Consider the following 16,356-nt stretch of genomic DNA (forward strand, 5'->3'; position numbering starts at 1 on the left):
GCTGTTTGGGGAAAGGCTTTTTTGCAAAGGTCTCAACCCCCTTATTTCCGCATTTCAACCAACATCCGACACACGCCTAATCCTGCCGCTGCCAAGATCGCGGCGACAAAGCCGATGTTGGAAATGCCTGCCCAGACGGTAACGTAATGTCCCAAAAGCGCGCCGCCGCCGATGCCGACGTTGTAGAGGCCTGAGTAAATCGAGTTGGCTACATCCGTCGCATCCGAGGCAAAGTCCAATACTTTGGAGACCATGCCGAGGCTCAAGACGACGATGGCGATACCCCAGACAAACACCAGCGCGTAAACGGCTATCGGGTAAGCGGCAAGGGGCAGCAGGCAGAGCGTTGAAGCCATGATGACGGATACCGAGGTCAGCAGGAATGTGCGCTGGTGTTTGGCAAACCATTTGCCGAACAGATACGACGCGGCAAACCCTGCCAGCCCGTACAGGCTCAAGACGATGGTAACTTGTTCGGGCGCGAAGCCGCCGGCTTGCAGGACGAAGGGTTCGATATAGCTGTATGCCGTAAAGTGGGCGGTAATCAGGAGGACGGTCAGCGCGTAGAGCAGCATGAGGTTTTTGCGCTTGAGCAATCCGGGCAGGCTTTTGAGCGAACCTGTGTTCACGCTGGGCAGCAGCGGCAGGTTTTTCGCCAATATGCCCATGACTGCCGCCGCGCAAAGTCCGATAAGCAAAAAGCTGAACTGCCAGCTTGAATGTTGCCCGATAACACGCCCCAGCGGGATGCCCGCCACCATCGCCATGACCGTCCCCGTACTGAGCAGCCCCAAAGCCTGATTGCCTTTACCCTGCGGCGCGACACGTACCACCAGCGAGGCGGTAATCGACCAAAACACGGCGTGCGTCAGGGCGATGCCGATACGGCTGACGAGCAGGATTTCGAAACTTCGGGCGAAATAGGAAACGATGTGGCTGAGGGTAAAGAACGCGAAGAGGATGAGCAGCAGCTTTCGGCGTTCGATGTTTTTCGTTGCCAGCATCAGCGGCAGTGACAGCAGCGCGACAATCCAGGCATACACGGTAATCATGATGCCGACTTCGGTCGGCGGCATATTGAAGGTTGCGCCGATGTCGCTCAATAGGGCAATCGGGATATATTCGGCGGTGTTGAAAATGAATGCGCCGACCGCCAGGGCGATGACGCTTAGCCATTGTTTGTTTGTGTTTGCTGACATTGGGGTTTCCCTTTTTATATTTGTCTTCAAAAATTTATCGATTTTGTAATTATACTACTTTCAGACGACCTTCTTACTGCGACGACGCAAATTTCCACTCTAGACGCTCCCGCATCATCGGCATACAATCTTTGCATGAACACCAAACGCCCCAAGCTCTCCCGTTTTGCCCATATTTACGGCATGAACGGGCAATTCGTCCTGTTGGAACAGCATTCCGAGTGGATGCCGGTCAACGATGCCGACTACGACAATGCGCCTGCATTGCCGGAGGGGTTCGTGTTTGCGGATGAAGCGTTCTATACGACCGACGGCAGCGTGCCGCCGCTCATCCTGCCCGACAACATCAAAATCTTCAACGAAGAAGCACGCAAACTCGAACGCCGCAGGCTCGATGCGCTGGCTTTGGAAGAGTTGGGCAAAAACCTCGCCGCAGCCCAAGCCGAGAGCGACCTCGAAGCCCTGCTCGAAAAAATCGACTTTCATTTGAAACAAGACAATCTGTTCAAATAAAACTTTTCAGACGACCCTCCAAGCAGCAAAGGGGTCGTCTGAAAGATAAAATCGTTGACAATCCAAACCGATTTGGTACATTGTTCACCACTTATCAATCCCCGTTTCCCAACCGACAAAGGAGTCGAGAAGATGTTTTCAAAAAGCGTCAACCTAGCCCAATATGATCCGGAGCTGGCAGCCGCCATCGCCCAAGAAGACCAACGCCAGCAAGACCACGTCGAACTGATTGCTTCCGAAAACTACGTCAGTTGCGCCGTGATGGAGGCACAAGGTTCGCAATTGACCAACAAATATGCCGAAGGCTACCCCGGCAAACGCTACTACGGCGGCTGCGAATACGTCGATATCGTCGAACAGCTGGCAATCGACCGCGTCAAAGAACTCTTCGGTGCGGAATACGCCAACGTCCAACCCCATTCCGGCTCCCAAGCCAATCAAGCCGTGTACGCCTCCGTCCTCAAACCCGGCGACACCATCCTCGGCATGAGCCTCGCCCACGGCGGACACCTGACCCACGGTGCCAGCGTCAACATTTCCGGCAAACTCTACAACGCCATTACCTACGGCTTGGATGAAAACGAAGTCCTCGATTACGCCGAAGTCGAACGCCTCGCGCTCGAACACAAACCCAAAATGATCGTTGCCGGCGCATCTGCCTACGCACTGCAAATCGACTGGGCGAAATTCCGCGAAATCGCCGACAAAGTCGGTGCCTACCTTTTCGTCGATATGGCGCACTACGCAGGCCTGATTGCCGGCGGCGAATATCCCAACCCCGTCCCATTCTGCGACTTCGTGACCACCACCACCCACAAAACCCTGCGCGGTCCGCGCGGCGGCGTGATTTTGTGCCGCGACAACACGCATGAAAAAGCGTTGAATTCCGCCATCTTCCCAAGCCTGCAAGGCGGTCCGTTGATGCACGTCATCGCCGCCAAATCCGTTGCCTTCAAAGAAGCCCTGCAACCCGAGTTCAAACAATACGCGAAACAAGTGAAAATCAACGCCGCAGCCATGGCGGAAGAATTGGTCAAACGCGGCTTGCGCATCGTTTCCGGCCGCACAGAAAGCCACGTTTTCCTCGTTGACCTGCAACCGATGAAAATCACCGGCAAAGCCGCCGAAGCCGCATTGGGCAAAGCAAACATCACCGTCAACAAAAACGCCATCCCGAACGACCCGGAAAAACCGTTCGTTACCTCCGGCATCCGCATCGGCTCCGCCGCCATGACCACGCGCGGCTTCAACGAAGCCGACGCCCGAGTCCTTGCCAACCTCGTTGCCGATGTTTTGGCAAATCCTGAAGACGAAGCAAATCTGGCAAACGTCCGCAAACAAATCACCGCGCTTTGCGACAAATACCCCGTTTACGGCGCGTAACCGGCTTGCCCGTTTAAACATCTTGTCACACGGAAAGGTCGTCTGAAAATCTTGAAAAAGGGTTTTCAGACGACCTTAATTTCTCATTTCAGACTACAATACCGAATTAAATTCTCTCATCAACCCGACGAACTCCGTCTCATCATAAAAGCAAGGAATACCCATGTATACCGAAGCCGTTTTAACCGTATTGAAAAACCTGCAAAACCAAATCTGCGCCGCGCTTGAGCAAGAAGACGGCGGGGCGGTGTTTGCGCGTGAAGAATGGACGGGCAAGTTGGGCGTGGGCGAAACCCGCGTATTGAAAAACGGCGCGGTATTCGAGCAGGCGGGCGTGAATTTTTCGCATGTGAAGGGCAGTAAAATGCCCGCTTCGGCGACGGCGCACCGCCCTGAACTGGCGGGCGCGGCGTTTGAGGCAATGGGCGTGTCGCTGGTGATTCATCCGAAAAATCCGTATGTACCGACCAGCCATGCGAACGTGCGCTTTTTTATCGCGTATCCGGAAGGCGGCGAGCCTGTGTGGTGGATCGGCGGCGGCTTTGATTTGACGCCGTTTTATCCGTTTGAAGAAGATATTTTGCATTGGCACACGGTCGCGCGGGACGTGTGCGCGCCGTTTGGGGAAGCGGTTTATCCCGAGTTCAAAAAATGGTGCGACGAGTATTTTTACCTGAAACACCGCGGCGAAACGCGCGGCGTGGGCGGTTTGTTCTTCGACGATTTGAACCGCTGGGATTTCGATACCTGCCTGAATTTCATCAAAGTGGTCGGCGAAGGCTATATCGAGGCGTATCTGCCGATTGTGGCGAAACGCAAAAACACGCCATACAGCGAACGCGAGCGCGATTTCCAGCTTTACCGGCGCGGTCGTTATGTGGAATTTAATTTGGTTTGGGACAGAGGTACGCTGTTCGGCCTGCAAAGTGGCGGGCGCACGGAAAGTATTTTGATGTCCATGCCGCCTTTGGTGCGTTTCGAGTATCAATACGCGCCCGAAGAAGGTTCGCCCGAAGCGCGGCTGAACGAGTTTCTCACCGCCCGCGACTGGCTCTCGGAGATGCAATAATGGCGGATAAACAAAAGCCCGACGCCCATCCTTCGGATAAATTCATCCTTGCCATGATTGTCATGGCGGTGTTCCTGGTGATCATCATCGGCAGCGGATTTATCGCCGTAGAATATTTCAAGGCGCATCCCGAAGTGTTTGAATTGAAGCCGCCTGCAAAATAGTTTAGGAAGAAAGACAAAAGGTCGTCTGAAACTTTTCAGACGACCTTTTTCAGCTTTAAAACCCTGGTTTACAAAACAGCCAAAGCCGCGTCGTAATTAGGCTCGTTGGCAATTTCAGCAACCAGTTCGCTGTGCAGGACTTTGTCGTTTTCGTCCAAAACCACAACGGCACGCGCAGTCAGTCCGCGCAACGGGCTGTCGGTCAGAGCGACGCCGTAATCGGCGGCAAAGCTGCTGCGGAACGTAGACAGGTTCACAACATCATCTAAATCTTCCGAACCACAGAAGCGTGCTTGGGCAAACGGCAAATCGGCTGAAATGCACAGCACAACCGCGTTGTCCAAAGAAGACGCGCGTTGGTTAAACGTACGCACGGATTGGGCGCATACGCCGGTATCTACGCATGGGAAAATATTCAATACTTTGCGCTTACCAGCAAAATCTGCCAAAGTTTTGTCAGTCAAATCAACAGCAGCCAGGCTGAATGCAGGCGCGGTTTGACCGACGGCAGGCAGGTCGCCGGAAGTGTGGACAGGGTTGCCTTGGAAGGTAATTTGAGCCATAAGGGTTTCCTTTTTGGGGTTGACGGAAAAATATTGACGAGGATAGAAGGTTTTTATCTGTTTGCCAAGCGATACATAATTAAAGGATTAAAGGCGATATGCTCAAAACAGGTCGTCTAAAATTTTCAGACGACCTTTGTCATGCCCGTTCACACCCACAGCCAAGCCCAAACGCTGCGTCCTTCACCTTGCAGCAACACCAGCGTTCGGCAGGCGGAGGCTGTGTTCATACATTCCAGCCCGATGCCGTGTGCGGCAAGTTCGGCGGCGATTTTCGGATGGAGGAACTGCTGCTTCTCCCCTGTGCCGATGATGATGACTTCGGGCAAACCGTCCGATTCGGAGGTCGTCTGAAACAGGTCAGCGGCAGTCAGTTCGAACGGCGTTTGCACGTTCATTGCTTCGATTTTGCCGTTGCGCCAAATGATGGGCGCGGTGTAGGTTTTGCCGCCCGCTTCGATTGCGCCCGCCCGATAAGCGGTCAGGCTTAGGGTTTCATCGGTTTTGTTTTCTTCTATCAGCATTTTTCTTCCGTTTCCTTCTCGGCTTCATCCATCTATTGCAAACAGGCTTGCCGCCCTTTCACCGCGTTCCGTAAAAAAGGTGCAAAATCAGGCAATTTCAGGTAGGATGGGCGACTTTAGCCTGCGTCTTCCGCCCTTGCAAAATCAGCATTATATCAATCTGCGGCGGCGGTGCGTTTCGGGCTTTCTGAATTTCTGTTTTTACTTTTTGATTTAAGAGAATCGGCTCACAAGGAGGCACAATGAAGCCAGTAAACATCGGTCTTTTAGGTTTAGGTACGGTCGGCGGCGGTACGGCTGCCGTGTTGCAGGACAATGCGGCGGAAATCAGCCGCCGTTTGGGACGCGAAGTGCGCATCAGTGCCGTATGCGACTTGAGCGAAGAAAAAGCCCGCCAAATCTGCCCGTCCGCAGCCTTCGTCAAAGACCCGTTCGAACTGGTCGCGCGTGAAGACGTCGATGTCGTCGTCGAATTGTTCGGCGGTACCGGCATCGCCAAAGATGCGGTGTTGAAAGCCATTGAAAACGGCAAACACATCGTTACCGCCAACAAAAAACTGCTCGCCGAATACGGCAACGAAATCTTCCCGCTGGCGGAAGAAAAAAACGTCATGGTGCAATTTGAAGCTGCTGTGGCAGGCGGCATCCCGATTATCAAAGCCCTGCGCGAAGGCCTCGCCGCCAACCGCATCCGCAGCATCGCCGGCATCATCAACGGCACCAGCAACTTCATCCTCTCCGAAATGCGCGAAAAAGGCAGCGCGTTTGCCGACGTATTGAAAGAAGCGCAAGCATTGGGCTACGCCGAAGCCGATCCGACCTTCGACATCGAAGGCAACGACGCAGGCCACAAAATTACCATCATGAGTGCGCTGGCATTCGGTACGCCGATGAACTTCCCCGCCTGCTACCTCGAAGGCATCAGCAAACTCGACAGCCGCGACATCAAATACGCCGAAGAACTCGGCTACCGCATCAAACTTTTGGGCATTACCCGCAAAACCGACAAAGGCATCGAATTGCGCGTCCATCCGACCCTGATCCCCGAAAGCCGCCTCTTGGCAAACGTCAACGGCGTGATGAACGCCGTACGCGTCAACGCCGATATGGTCGGCGAAACCTTATATTACGGCGCGGGCGCGGGCGCATTGCCGACCGCTTCCGCCGTGGTTGCCGACATCATCGACATCGCACGCCTGATTGAAGCCGATACCGACCACCGCGTACCGCATCTGGCGTTCCAACCCGCCCAAGTCCAAGCGCAAACCATCCTGCCTATGGACGAAATCACCAGCAGCTACTACCTGCGCGTCCAAGCCAAAGACGAACCGGGCACGCTGGGACAAATCGCCGCGCTTTTGGCAAAAGAAAACGTGTCCATCGAAGCCTTAATCCAAAAAGGCGTCATCGACCAAACCACCGCCGAAATCGTGATTCTGACCCACAGCACGGTCGAGAAAAACATCAAGCGCGCCATTGCCGCCATTGAAGCATTAAGCTGCGTGGAAAAACCGATCACCATGATCCGCATGGAAAGCCTGCATGACTGAGCCGAAAAACGAAATGTCCGCCGAAGAGCAAGCCGCGGCGCGTAAAAAAGCGAAATCCAAAATCCGCACCATCCGCATTTGGGCGTGGGTCATTTTGGCACTGCTCGCCGCGACCGCCCTGCTCTCCCAATGCGCCATGTCCAAACCGCAGGCGAAGCAGAACATCTTTGAGTCTTGTGTGAAAAACATCCCCTTTGCCGAAAAATGGCAAAACGATTTGAAAGAAAGGGGCTTGGATTCAAACAACAGCAAACTCGCCACCGATTACTGTACCTGTATGTGGGACAAGCCTTTGGACAAACTTTCCGAAGATCAAATCCGTTCATTGGGCAAACTCAGCCCGCAAGAGCAGCTCGACCTGCTTGGCGGCGCGCAAGCGTTTGAAGATCGCGACAAGCAGTGTGTGGCAGGTTTGAAGGCGGAATAATCCGTTTTTGACATGGCAAAAAGGTCGTCTGAAAAAACTCCGTTTGTTTTTTCAGACGACCTTTTCTCAATATAGGCAGGCATCACGCCGCCCCTTCACGGTATAATCCGCCCCATATCACTTCACAACAAGGAACACACAAGATGGATTGGAAAGGACGCGAACAGAGTCAAAACGTAGAAGACCGACGCGGCAGCAGCGGCGGAGGAGGCGGCGGCGGGAGGACGCCCGGCATCCTCGGTATCATTGTCGTTTTGATCGGCGCTTATTACGGCGTCGATTTGAGCGGCTTGGTCGGCACGCCTTCCATGGGTACGGGTTCAACCCAAACCTCCCAGCTCAAACCTCAAGAAGAAGCCGAACTGAACGAACTTGCCCGCGTCGTCCTCGCCGACACGGAAAAAGCTTGGGGCAGCTATTTCAAGCAACACGGACAAAATTACACCCCGACCACGCTGGTGTTATACAACGGCGGCACATCCACCGCCTGCGGCATGGGCCAATCGGCAATGGGCCCGTTTTACTGCCCGGGCGACCAAAAAGTCTATCTCGACTTAGACTTTTATAGGGATATGCAGACCAAACTCAACTCTGCCAGCGATGCCGCGTTTGCCTACGTCATCGCGCACGAAGTCGGACACCACGTCCAAAACCTGCTCGGTATCCTGCCTAAAGTCCACAGAATGCAGCAACAGGTCGGCAAAAAAGAAGCCAATGCCCTTTCCGTCAAACTCGAATTGCAGGCGGACTGCTACGCGGGCATTTGGGGGCATTACGCCGTCAACAATAATATCTTCAAACCCGAAGACATCCCCAAAGCCATGCTGGCTGCCGAATCCGTCGGCGACGACCGCCTGCAGAAAGACGGGCAGGGCTACGTCGTTCCCGACAGCTTTACACACGGCTCGTCCGAACAGCGCATGGCATGGCTCAAACGCGGTTTGGACAGCGGCGACATCAACCAATGCAACACTTTCGGCAATTGATTGAAAACGCAGTAAATGTTATTTGATGTAACCCCCAAAGGTCGTCTGAAAGCCTTCAGACGACCTTTGCCTATGTTAGAATAAGCCTGTTTTCCATTCACAATCACAAAGGAAACCATCATGGCAAACATTGCCCGCGACATCTTCAAAGCCTACGACATCCGAGGCATTGTCGGCAAAACCCTGACCAACGAAGCCGCCTACCTTATCGGCAAAGCCATCGCCACCCGAGCCGCCGAAAAAGGCATCACCCGCATCGCACTCGGACGCGACGGACGCTTGAGCGGTCCCGAATTGATGGAACACATCCAACGCGGCTTTACCGACAGCGGCATCGACGTCCTCAATGTCGGCATGGTCGCCACCCCCATGCTTTATTTCGCCGCCATCAACGAATGCGGTGGCAGCGGCGTGATGATTACCGGCAGCCACAACCCCCCCGATTACAACGGCTTCAAAATGATGCTCGGCGGCGACACCCTCGCAGGCGAAGCCATCCAAGAACTGCTCGCTCTGATTGAAGCCGACAAACTGACCGCTTCCGATAAAAAAGGCAGCGTAACCGAAAAAGACATCTCCGGCGAATACCACAACCACATCGTCGGCCACGTCAAACTCAAACGCCCCATGAAAATCGCCATCGACGCGGGCAACGGCGTAGGCGGCGCATTCGCAGGCAAACTCTACAAAGGTTTGGGCAACGAAGTGACCGAACTTTTCTGCGAAGTGGACGGCACTTTCCCCAACCACCATCCCGATCCTTCCAAACCGAAAAACCTGCAAGATTTGATTGCCGCACTGAAAAACAGCGATGCCGAAATCGGCTTGGCTTTTGACGGCGATGCCGACCGCTTGGGCGTCGTCACCAAAGACGGCAACATCATCTATCCCGACCGCCAGCTCATGCTGTTTGCCCAAGACGTATTGAGCCGTAACCCCGGCGCGAAAGTCATCTTCGACGTCAAATCCACCCGCCTGCTGGCTCCGTGGATTAAAGAACACGGCGGCGAACCCGTCATGGAAAAAACCGGCCACAGCTTCATCAAGTCCACCATGAAAAAAACCGGCGCGCTGGTTGCCGGCGAAATGAGCGGACACGTCTTCTTCAAAGAACGCTGGTTCGGCTTCGACGACGGTCTGTACGCCGGCGCGCGCCTCTTGGAAATCCTGTCTGCCTTCGACAATCCGTCCGAAGTCTTGAACAAGCTGCCGCAAAGCATTTCCACGCCCGAACTCAACATCGACCTGCCCGAAGGCAGCAACGGCCATCAGATTATCGACGAACTCGCCGCCAAAGCCAAATTCGAAGGCGCGACCGAAATCATCACCATCGACGGCTTGCGCGTAGAATTCCCCGACGGCTTCGGCCTGATGCGCGCGTCCAATACCACGCCGATTTTGGTGTTGCGCTTCGAGGCGGATTCCGACGAAGCCATTAAGCGGATTCAAAACCAGTTCAAAGCCGTCATCGAAAGCAATCCCGCGCTGAAATGGCCGCTGTAAACGGTTAATGCTTTAAAGCTCGAAAGATCGTCTGAAAACCGATATTGCAGGTTTTCAGACGACTTTTTTTATCTGACCATACAAAATTCAGCTTTAGTTCACTCCCCTTCAAATGCCCGCTGCCTTTGCAAAAATATTCTGTACAATTCGGATCATCGGTTATTTTTCAGGCTTGGTCGCAGTATTTTTTTGCCTTCTCCAAACCGTCGGCAGTGATACGCAATAAAACCACCAATTTTATAGTGGATTAAATTTAAACCAGTACGGCGTTGCCTCGCCTTGCCGTACTATCTGTAATGTTTGCGGCTTCGTCGCCTTGTCCTGATTTAAATTTAATCCACTATATTGAAAAAATTTCTTATTTATTCGTGTTTTGCCAATCCGAAAGATGATAGCCATATCGTCTGAAAACACGACTCTATCACCATTTCTCTCCCTTTCCCCAATCCAGAATATAACGAAATCGCATTAAATTAAAACCAAGCATTCTTTCCGTTTTTCAGACGACCTGTTTACAGTATCGCCACTGTTTTCAAAAAAATCACCATTCAACTAAACAATTAAAGCCGCGCAGGCACATGCTCTGCCTCAAGCAGCCGTCCGCACAAAGGAACTGATATGACCCCAGCCAACCCGCTTCCCGCCGAACTTTCCGCACAACTCGCCGCCCTCTCGCCTACACAGCTCGCTTGGCTTTCCGGCTACTGCTGGGCGCAAAGTCAAGGGGCGGCGGGCGGTTTGAGTGTTTCCGCAGCTCCCGCCGTTGCAGCCCCCGCGCGACGCGTGTTGGTCTTATCCGCCTCGCAAACGGGCAATGCGCGCGGCGTTGCCGAATCTTTACACGCCAAACTCAAAAACGCCGGCGTAGAAGCCGTATTGAGCAGCGCGGGGGACTTCAAAAGCAAAACCCTGCCCGATGAAGACATCATGTTATTGGTAACATCCACGCAAGGCGAGGGCGAGCCGCCCGAAGAAGCCCTGCCGCTGTATAAATTCGTCTTCGGCAAAAAAGCCCCCGATTTGGGCAAACTCACTTTTGCCGTCTTGGGTTTGGGCGATTCTTCCTATCCTAATTTCTGCCAAGCGGGCAAAGACTTTGACGCCAAATTCGCCGAACTGGGCGCACGTCGTCTGAACGACTTGGGCATCTGCGATTTAGAGTTCCAAAGCGCCGCCGACGCGTGGATAGAAGCCGTCGTCCCACAAGTTGCCGAGCTTGCCGTGCAAACCGCCGCAGCATCCGTTGCAACACCTGCTGCCCTTCAAACCGCAGGCACTGTCTATACCAAAGACAAACCCTATACCGCCACCCTGTCCGTCCGCCAAAAAATCACGTCCCGCTCTGCCGAGAAAGACGTGGAGCACATCGAAATCGACCTGTCCGGTTCCGGGCTGCACTATCAGGCAGGCGACGCATTGGGCGTACTCCCGCTCAACGCTCCCGCTTTGGTTCAAGAAATCCTCGATTTGCACCAATTAAGCGGCGAAGAAAAAATCCGCCTTTCAGACGACCTCGAAACCGACATCCGCACCGCCCTGACCGAGTCCGCCGACATCACGCAAAACACGCCGGCGCTCGTGCAGCAATATGCCGAGTTGTCCGGCAGCGAAGAACTCAAAACCACAGCCGCCGACAAAGCCCGATTGGACGCCTACCTCGCCGCCACCCCGCCCGTTGGCGTCTTCGCCGCCCACCCCCATCCGCTGGACGCGCAAACCCTGTTCCAACTGTTCCGCCCCCAAACCCCGCGCCTTTACTCCATCGCCTCCGCGCAAGACGAAGTCGGCGAAGAAGTCCACCTGACCGTCGGCGTCGTCCGCTTCGAACACCACGGCAACACCTACACCGGCGCAGCCTCAGGCTATCTGGGCGAACGCCTTGAAGAAGGCGGCGAAGTACGCGTCTTCGTCGAACCCAACCCCAATTTCCGCCTGCCCGCCAACGGCGACACCCCCGTCATCATGATAGGCGCAGGCACAGGCATCGCTCCCTTCCGCGCCTTCATGCAGCAACGCGCCGCCAACGGCGACAACGGCAAAAACTGGCTCATCTTCGGCAACCAACGCCTCGCCGACGACTTCCTGTACCAGCTTGAATGGAGCGATTACCGCAAAGACGGCATACTCACCCGCGCCGACTTGGCATGGAGCAGACAAGGCGAACACAAAGTCTATGTCCAACACAAAATCGCCGAACACGCCGCCGAAGTCTGGAACTGGCTGCAACAAGGCGCACACCTCTACGTCTGCGGCGACGCCACCCGCATGGCACGCGACGTAGAAACCGCCCTGCTCGACGTCATCGAAACCCAAGGCAAACTCAGCCGCGACGATGCCGAAGACTATCTCAACGAAATGCGTGAAGACAAACGCTACCAACGCGACGTTTATTGATACCGCCCCAAACGAAAGGTCGTCTGAAAAGCCCAAATCGGGTTTTCAGACGACCTTTTACCAAATCTTATTCGACGGTTTCAAGTAGCGTCCGTCATCAAACGTATTAATCCACTGCGGCCTTAACGCAATAAAAATAGCGGCGGTAATACCGCTTAAAAACGCCTCCGCCCATGCAATGAGGAAAAACACGGGAAATGCCGTACTCCACAATGCCGTTTCAGGAAAAGCCCGCACCCTGTCCAATATGCCGACCAAAACACCCCCGGTCAGCAGCATACCCGCTGCGGATGCTAAAAAACCATTGACGAAAATGAAGATAAAAATATTGGCGGGAAGCCGGTTGACCCAGGCGCGCGACAGCAAATTGACCGCCAGCGCAGGCAGAAACAACGCAAGCGCATTGACCGGATAAGCCTGCCAATCTGAGCCAAATATCCAAACATAGGGCAAATACAGCAACGCACAGACCCAAAATGCCAGCGGGACACCGAGCATCAAGGCAATCAGGTTGACCGCCAAAAGATGGTAACTCATCCCCGCAAGCTGCCCGCCGTCAGGGGTGGCATTCAAGCTCCAGACCGACGCCAAAATAATCCCTGCCAATGCGGCAGCCGAGCCATGTTTTCGAAAATCACGATAAGCCTTCGGCGCGGATAATGCCAACAATAAAACCAACACGCACCATGCAGCGGCCAAAATCAAACCCGAAAACCATCCCGTTTGGAAAAGCATATATCCTCAATGTTTAAAAAGCGTTTCAGACGACCTGATTATAGTGGATTCGCACAACCGAAAGGAAACAAAGCCTTGTCGGTTTTGTTTCATCCTGAAAAGCGTTAGAATAACGGACTTTGCTTTTTTGACTCGGGAAAATTTCAATATGTTGTGGAGCGTGCTGATTATTATTTTATTGCTTGCCATCGGCATCGTGTTTTTACTGCACAAAAAACAAGAACAAGATTGGGAACGCGAGCTGGTCCGTCTGAAACGCGGCAGGGATTTTGACGAAAATCCGGACGAAGCATACGAATTTGCGGAAGAAACAAAAACCGCAGGCAACAAAACCATCGCCCGCCTGCGTCTTTTGGCTGCGCAACACGACTACAAGAAACGTACGCAAACGCTTTCAGACGACTCCTCTTTCTCTCCAAGCTCGCTGGCGGAGGCTATGGGCGCATTCCAAGTTTCCCCTTCCGTACAAGAAGATGCGGCAGATCCATCGCCCGCATACGAAACGTCGTCTGAAACCGATTTCGAGCCGGAATACCTCCACGAGCCTGAATTTCCCCAAACACCCGACACCCCCCTCCCTAAAGTCCGTCCAAATGCCCACAAACCTGAGCAATATCCGGAAATCGTACCGTTCGAAACGTCCGATACGCCGGAATATACGCCCGGCTTGGTAACGGGTGGCGCTCTCGAAGAGATTACTTTGGAAGAAGCCACCCGCTCTCTGACCGAAGCCGCCGTTCAAGAATGGGAAGAGCATCAAACCGCCAAACAAAACCCCGTTGCCATCACTACTGAAAGCGAACCGGAAATCCGTTTAGTACGGACATCGGTTACACCGATGAAAGGTTTGGAAGTCATTGATTTCAACGACCCTGTCTTACGCCGTACGCGCGAACGTGTCAAATCTTATGTGGATAGCATCCATCTGGAAAAAGCCGGCCGACCCCATATCGAAACGGCACAAACCGCTTTGCGTACTGCCGAACGTGAATCCGTCCCCTCTACGGCCAACTATTACGGTCAAAAAGACGAAATCAACGTCATCGACATCCAAAACAATCTCGCCATGCGCCGTGCCGCTCGCGACAAACTTGCCGCAGCCGTTGCCCCTGTGCGCGGATACCAGCCTCAAATTATTGAAGATGAAGATATTTTTGCCAATCTGAAACTGCCTGCAAACCGCCGCCGCACGCTCAAGCACTCCGAAGCTGCCGCAGAAAAAATAACCCGTCGCCAACTGTCTCAACAAGAAGCAGAAAGTGTTGAACAATCAACGGCGAAACCCACCTCATCCTTTACAGCAAGAAGCCAAGCTCCTGTTCTCAGCCGAAAAGCGGCGGTTCCCGCCAAACTGTCCCGCGCCGTTCGTGAAAACACTTTTATTTCCCGGCCGCCCGCTCCTGACGCAACCGTCATCGAACCGCCTCCCGTACCGCCCGTACCGGCACCTGCGGTCGATATTCCGAAACCGCCCAAATTCGATTTACCCGAAAACAAAATCGACATTCCCGAACCACCCGTGTTCCGTAATCATCCGTCCGTTTCCGTATTTGAGTCGGAAGTTAACGCACACATCAGCAACAATCCGGAAATCTCTATACATGATTACCTGATTCGCGAATCGGCAAGCGACACAATTAAGGACGTTGATTCCGAAACAGACAACGATACCGCGGATGTATTCGGACGCGACCTGCCACACGAGCAAACGTCGTCTGAAAACATTGAAACCAATGAAACACCATGGTTTGACGGCGACGATGATTGGGACGCGGCTTCAGACGACCTCACCGCCCCGCAGACGAACAGCATCCATCTGCCGACTACCGCCCTGCTCCTTCCGCCCCAATTCGACCCGGCTGCCACACAGACCGAAGAAGAATTGTTAAACAACAGCATCACCATCGAAGAAAAGCTGGCGGAATTTAAGGTCAAAGTCAAAGTCGTGGACTCTTATTCCGGTCCGGTGATTACACGTTACGAAATCGAACCTGATGTCGGCGTGCGCGGCAATTCGGTCATAAACCTTGAAAAAGACCTCGCCCGTTCGCTCGGTGTTGCCTCTATCCGCGTCGTTGAAACCATACCCGGCAAAACCTGCATGGGCTTGGAGTTGCCGAACCCGAAACGGCAAATGATACGCCTGAGCGAAATCTTCAATTCACCCGCGTTTGCCGAATCCAAATCCAAGCTGACGCTCGCGCTCGGTCAGGACATTACCGGTCAGCCCGTCGTTACCGACTTGGGCAAAGCGCCGCATTTGCTGGTTGCCGGTACGACCGGCTCGGGTAAATCGGTCGGCGTTAATGCCATGATTTTATCTATGCTCTTCAAAGCGACGCCTGAAGACGTGCGCATGATTATGATTGACCCGAAAATGCTGGAATTGAGCATTTACGAAGGCATTCCGCACCTGCTCGCGCCTGTCGTTACCGATATGAAGCTGGCGGCCAATGCGCTCAACTGGTGCGTCAACGAAATGGAAAAACGCTATCGTCTGATGAGCCATGTAGGCGTGCGCAACCTTGCGGGCTTCAATCAAAAAATCATGGAAGCTGCCGCACAAGGCATGAAAATTGCCAACCCGTTCAGCCTGACGCCTGATGATCCCGAACCTTTGGAAAAACTGCCGTTTATCGTAGTCGTGGTTGACGAGTTTGCCGATTTGATGATGACCGCAGGCAAGAAAATCGAAGAACTGATTGCCCGCCTCGCCCAAAAAGCCCGCGCGGCAGGCATCCATTTAATCCTTGCCACGCAACGCCCCAGCGTCGATGTCATCACAGGTCTGATTAAAGCCAACATCCCGACACGCATCGCCTTCCAAGTGTCCAGTAAAATCGACAGCCGTACGATTCTCGACCAAATGGGCGCGGAAAACCTGCTCGGACAAGGCGATATGCTGTTCCTGCCGCCCGGTACAGGTTATCCGCAACGTGTCCACGGCGCATTCGCTTCAGACGACGAAGTACACCGCGTAGTCGAATATTTGAAACAATTCGGCGAACCCGATTACATCGACGATATTCTGATGAGCGGCACAACCGACGATCTGCCGGGCATCAGCCGCAGCAGCGACAGCGAAGTTGATCCGATGTATGACGAAGCCGTCTCCGTCGTTCTGAAAACGCGCAAAGCCAGCATTTCCGGTATCCAACGCCAATTACGCATCGGCTACAACCGCGCCGCCCGCCTGATTGACCAAATGGAAGCAGACGGCATCGTTTCGCCTGCCGAAACCAACGGCAACCGTACCGTTTTGGCGCAAAGCAGCGAACATTTGGACTAAAGCCACACCAGAGCAGGGAAAAAGCCGATTGCCGTTGCAGTTTCCCCTGATTTTGGT

General features: G+C 53.8%; 14 protein-coding genes and 1 pseudogene. 10 read left to right on the plus strand and 5 right to left on the minus strand.

The annotated features are described in order from the left end of the window. Nucleotides 1-41: 41 nt before the first annotated feature. Nucleotides 42-1,199, minus strand: coding sequence for a sugar transporter (locus tag HMPREF2954_RS02610; RefSeq protein WP_045072547.1), 1,158 nt, complete (start codon nt 1,197-1,199; stop codon nt 42-44). 135 nt (nt 1,200-1,334) lie between these two features. On the opposite strand from HMPREF2954_RS02610, the gene HMPREF2954_RS02615 reads away from it, so the two are divergent. The 4 genes from HMPREF2954_RS02615 (at nt 1,335) to HMPREF2954_RS12645 (ending at nt 4,328) form a co-directional block, all read left to right on the plus strand. Further along, nucleotides 1,335-1,712, plus strand: coding sequence for a hypothetical protein (locus HMPREF2954_RS02615; protein ID WP_045072548.1), 378 nt, complete (start codon nt 1,335-1,337; stop codon nt 1,710-1,712). Nucleotides 1,713-1,844: 132 nt separating this feature from the next. Continuing rightward, nucleotides 1,845-3,095 carry a serine hydroxymethyltransferase gene (gene glyA, locus HMPREF2954_RS02620; protein WP_045072551.1) on the plus strand — a complete coding sequence of 417 codons (1,251 nt, stop codon included), beginning with the start codon at nt 1,845-1,847 and terminating at the stop codon, nt 3,093-3,095. A gap of 163 nt (nt 3,096-3,258) precedes the next feature. Next, a complete protein-coding gene (hemF, locus tag HMPREF2954_RS02625) occupies nt 3,259-4,164 on the plus strand; it encodes an oxygen-dependent coproporphyrinogen oxidase (RefSeq protein WP_045072552.1) in 906 nt (301 codons plus the stop codon). Next, entirely contained in the window at nt 4,164-4,328 is a 165-nt protein-coding gene (locus HMPREF2954_RS12645) for a hypothetical protein (protein ID WP_168165589.1), read from the plus strand. The genes hemF and HMPREF2954_RS12645 overlap by 1 nt, the downstream gene beginning before the upstream one ends. 68 nt (nt 4,329-4,396) lie before the next feature. Here the strand turns inward: HMPREF2954_RS12645 and tpx are convergent, their stop codons facing one another. Beyond that, nucleotides 4,397-4,891 (minus strand): thiol peroxidase, encoded by a 495-nt coding sequence (gene tpx / locus HMPREF2954_RS02630; RefSeq protein WP_045072554.1) that lies wholly within the window; start codon nt 4,889-4,891, stop codon nt 4,397-4,399. A gap of 149 nt (nt 4,892-5,040) precedes the next feature. Continuing rightward, nucleotides 5,041-5,415 (minus strand): Mth938-like domain-containing protein, encoded by a 375-nt coding sequence (locus HMPREF2954_RS02635; protein WP_045072556.1) that lies wholly within the window; start codon nt 5,413-5,415, stop codon nt 5,041-5,043. 242 nt (nt 5,416-5,657) lie between these two features. Between HMPREF2954_RS02635 and HMPREF2954_RS02640 the strand changes: the two genes are divergently transcribed. From HMPREF2954_RS02640 to HMPREF2954_RS02655, 4 genes are all read left to right on the plus strand, one after another. Next, a complete protein-coding gene (locus tag HMPREF2954_RS02640) occupies nt 5,658-6,965 on the plus strand; it encodes a homoserine dehydrogenase (RefSeq protein WP_045072559.1) in 1,308 nt (435 codons plus the stop codon). Then, complete coding sequence (locus tag HMPREF2954_RS02645; protein WP_045072560.1) at nt 6,958-7,392, plus strand: hypothetical protein; 435 nt, start codon at nt 6,958-6,960, stop codon at nt 7,390-7,392. The genes HMPREF2954_RS02640 and HMPREF2954_RS02645 overlap by 8 nt, the downstream gene beginning before the upstream one ends. Nucleotides 7,393-7,535: 143 nt before the next feature. Beyond that, nucleotides 7,536-8,378 carry a KPN_02809 family neutral zinc metallopeptidase gene (gene ypfJ, locus HMPREF2954_RS02650; RefSeq protein ID WP_045072561.1) on the plus strand — a complete coding sequence of 281 codons (843 nt, stop codon included), beginning with the start codon at nt 7,536-7,538 and terminating at the stop codon, nt 8,376-8,378. A gap of 120 nt (nt 8,379-8,498) precedes the next feature. Further along, entirely contained in the window at nt 8,499-9,881 is a 1,383-nt protein-coding gene (locus tag HMPREF2954_RS02655; RefSeq protein WP_045072562.1) for a phosphomannomutase/phosphoglucomutase, read from the plus strand. A gap of 240 nt (nt 9,882-10,121) precedes the next feature. On the opposite strand, the pseudogene HMPREF2954_RS12840 reads toward HMPREF2954_RS02655, so the two are convergent. Further along, nucleotides 10,122-10,229, minus strand: a pseudogene (locus tag HMPREF2954_RS12840) (IS5/IS1182 family transposase); the annotation flags it as partial. 270 nt (nt 10,230-10,499) lie between these two features. On the opposite strand from HMPREF2954_RS12840, the gene HMPREF2954_RS02665 reads away from it, so the two are divergent. Beyond that, the gene (locus tag HMPREF2954_RS02665; RefSeq protein ID WP_045072467.1) at nt 10,500-12,275 is read left to right on the plus strand and encodes an assimilatory sulfite reductase (NADPH) flavoprotein subunit; all 1,776 of its coding nucleotides are present in this window, start codon (nt 10,500-10,502) and stop codon (nt 12,273-12,275) included. A gap of 57 nt (nt 12,276-12,332) precedes the next feature. Here the strand turns inward: HMPREF2954_RS02665 and HMPREF2954_RS02670 are convergent, their stop codons facing one another. Beyond that, nucleotides 12,333-13,010, minus strand: a complete 678-nt coding sequence (locus tag HMPREF2954_RS02670) for an energy-coupling factor ABC transporter permease (RefSeq protein ID WP_039404675.1) — start codon at nt 13,008-13,010, stop codon at nt 12,333-12,335. A 148-nt stretch (nt 13,011-13,158) separates the two neighbouring features. Between HMPREF2954_RS02670 and HMPREF2954_RS02675 the strand changes: the two genes are divergently transcribed. Further along, complete coding sequence (locus HMPREF2954_RS02675) at nt 13,159-16,299, plus strand: DNA translocase FtsK (RefSeq protein WP_070688984.1); 3,141 nt, start codon at nt 13,159-13,161, stop codon at nt 16,297-16,299. The last annotated feature ends 57 nt before the right edge of the window (nt 16,300-16,356 follow it).

Origin of the sequence: Neisseria sp. HMSC067H09, from assembly GCF_001814135.1 — a bacterium.
GTDB lineage: Bacteria > Pseudomonadota > Gammaproteobacteria > Burkholderiales > Neisseriaceae > Neisseria.

Excerpts from the sequence above, each read along its gene's own strand:
- HMPREF2954_RS02640 (WP_045072559.1), top strand. The coding sequence starts at position 5,658 with ATGAAGCCAGTAAACATCGGTCTTTTAGGTTTAGGTACGGTCGGCGGC.
- HMPREF2954_RS02645 (WP_045072560.1), top strand. The coding sequence starts at position 6,958 with ATGACTGAGCCGAAAAACGAAATGTCCGCCGAAGAGCAAGCCGCGGCG.
- HMPREF2954_RS02655 (WP_045072562.1), top strand. The coding sequence starts at position 8,499 with ATGGCAAACATTGCCCGCGACATCTTCAAAGCCTACGACATCCGAGGC.
- tpx (WP_045072554.1), bottom strand. The coding sequence starts at position 4,891 with ATGGCTCAAATTACCTTCCAAGGCAACCCTGTCCACACTTCCGGCGAC.
- HMPREF2954_RS12645 (WP_168165589.1), top strand. The coding sequence starts at position 4,164 with ATGGCGGATAAACAAAAGCCCGACGCCCATCCTTCGGATAAATTCATC.
- HMPREF2954_RS02675 (WP_070688984.1), top strand. The coding sequence starts at position 13,159 with ATGTTGTGGAGCGTGCTGATTATTATTTTATTGCTTGCCATCGGCATC.
- HMPREF2954_RS02665 (WP_045072467.1), top strand. The coding sequence starts at position 10,500 with ATGACCCCAGCCAACCCGCTTCCCGCCGAACTTTCCGCACAACTCGCC.
- ypfJ (WP_045072561.1), top strand. The coding sequence starts at position 7,536 with ATGGATTGGAAAGGACGCGAACAGAGTCAAAACGTAGAAGACCGACGC.
- hemF (WP_045072552.1), top strand. The coding sequence starts at position 3,259 with ATGTATACCGAAGCCGTTTTAACCGTATTGAAAAACCTGCAAAACCAA.
- glyA (WP_045072551.1), top strand. The coding sequence starts at position 1,845 with ATGTTTTCAAAAAGCGTCAACCTAGCCCAATATGATCCGGAGCTGGCA.
- HMPREF2954_RS02615 (WP_045072548.1), top strand. The coding sequence starts at position 1,335 with ATGAACACCAAACGCCCCAAGCTCTCCCGTTTTGCCCATATTTACGGC.
- HMPREF2954_RS02610 (WP_045072547.1), bottom strand. The coding sequence starts at position 1,199 with ATGTCAGCAAACACAAACAAACAATGGCTAAGCGTCATCGCCCTGGCG.
- HMPREF2954_RS02670 (WP_039404675.1), bottom strand. The coding sequence starts at position 13,010 with ATGCTTTTCCAAACGGGATGGTTTTCGGGTTTGATTTTGGCCGCTGCA.
- HMPREF2954_RS02635 (WP_045072556.1), bottom strand. The coding sequence starts at position 5,415 with ATGCTGATAGAAGAAAACAAAACCGATGAAACCCTAAGCCTGACCGCT.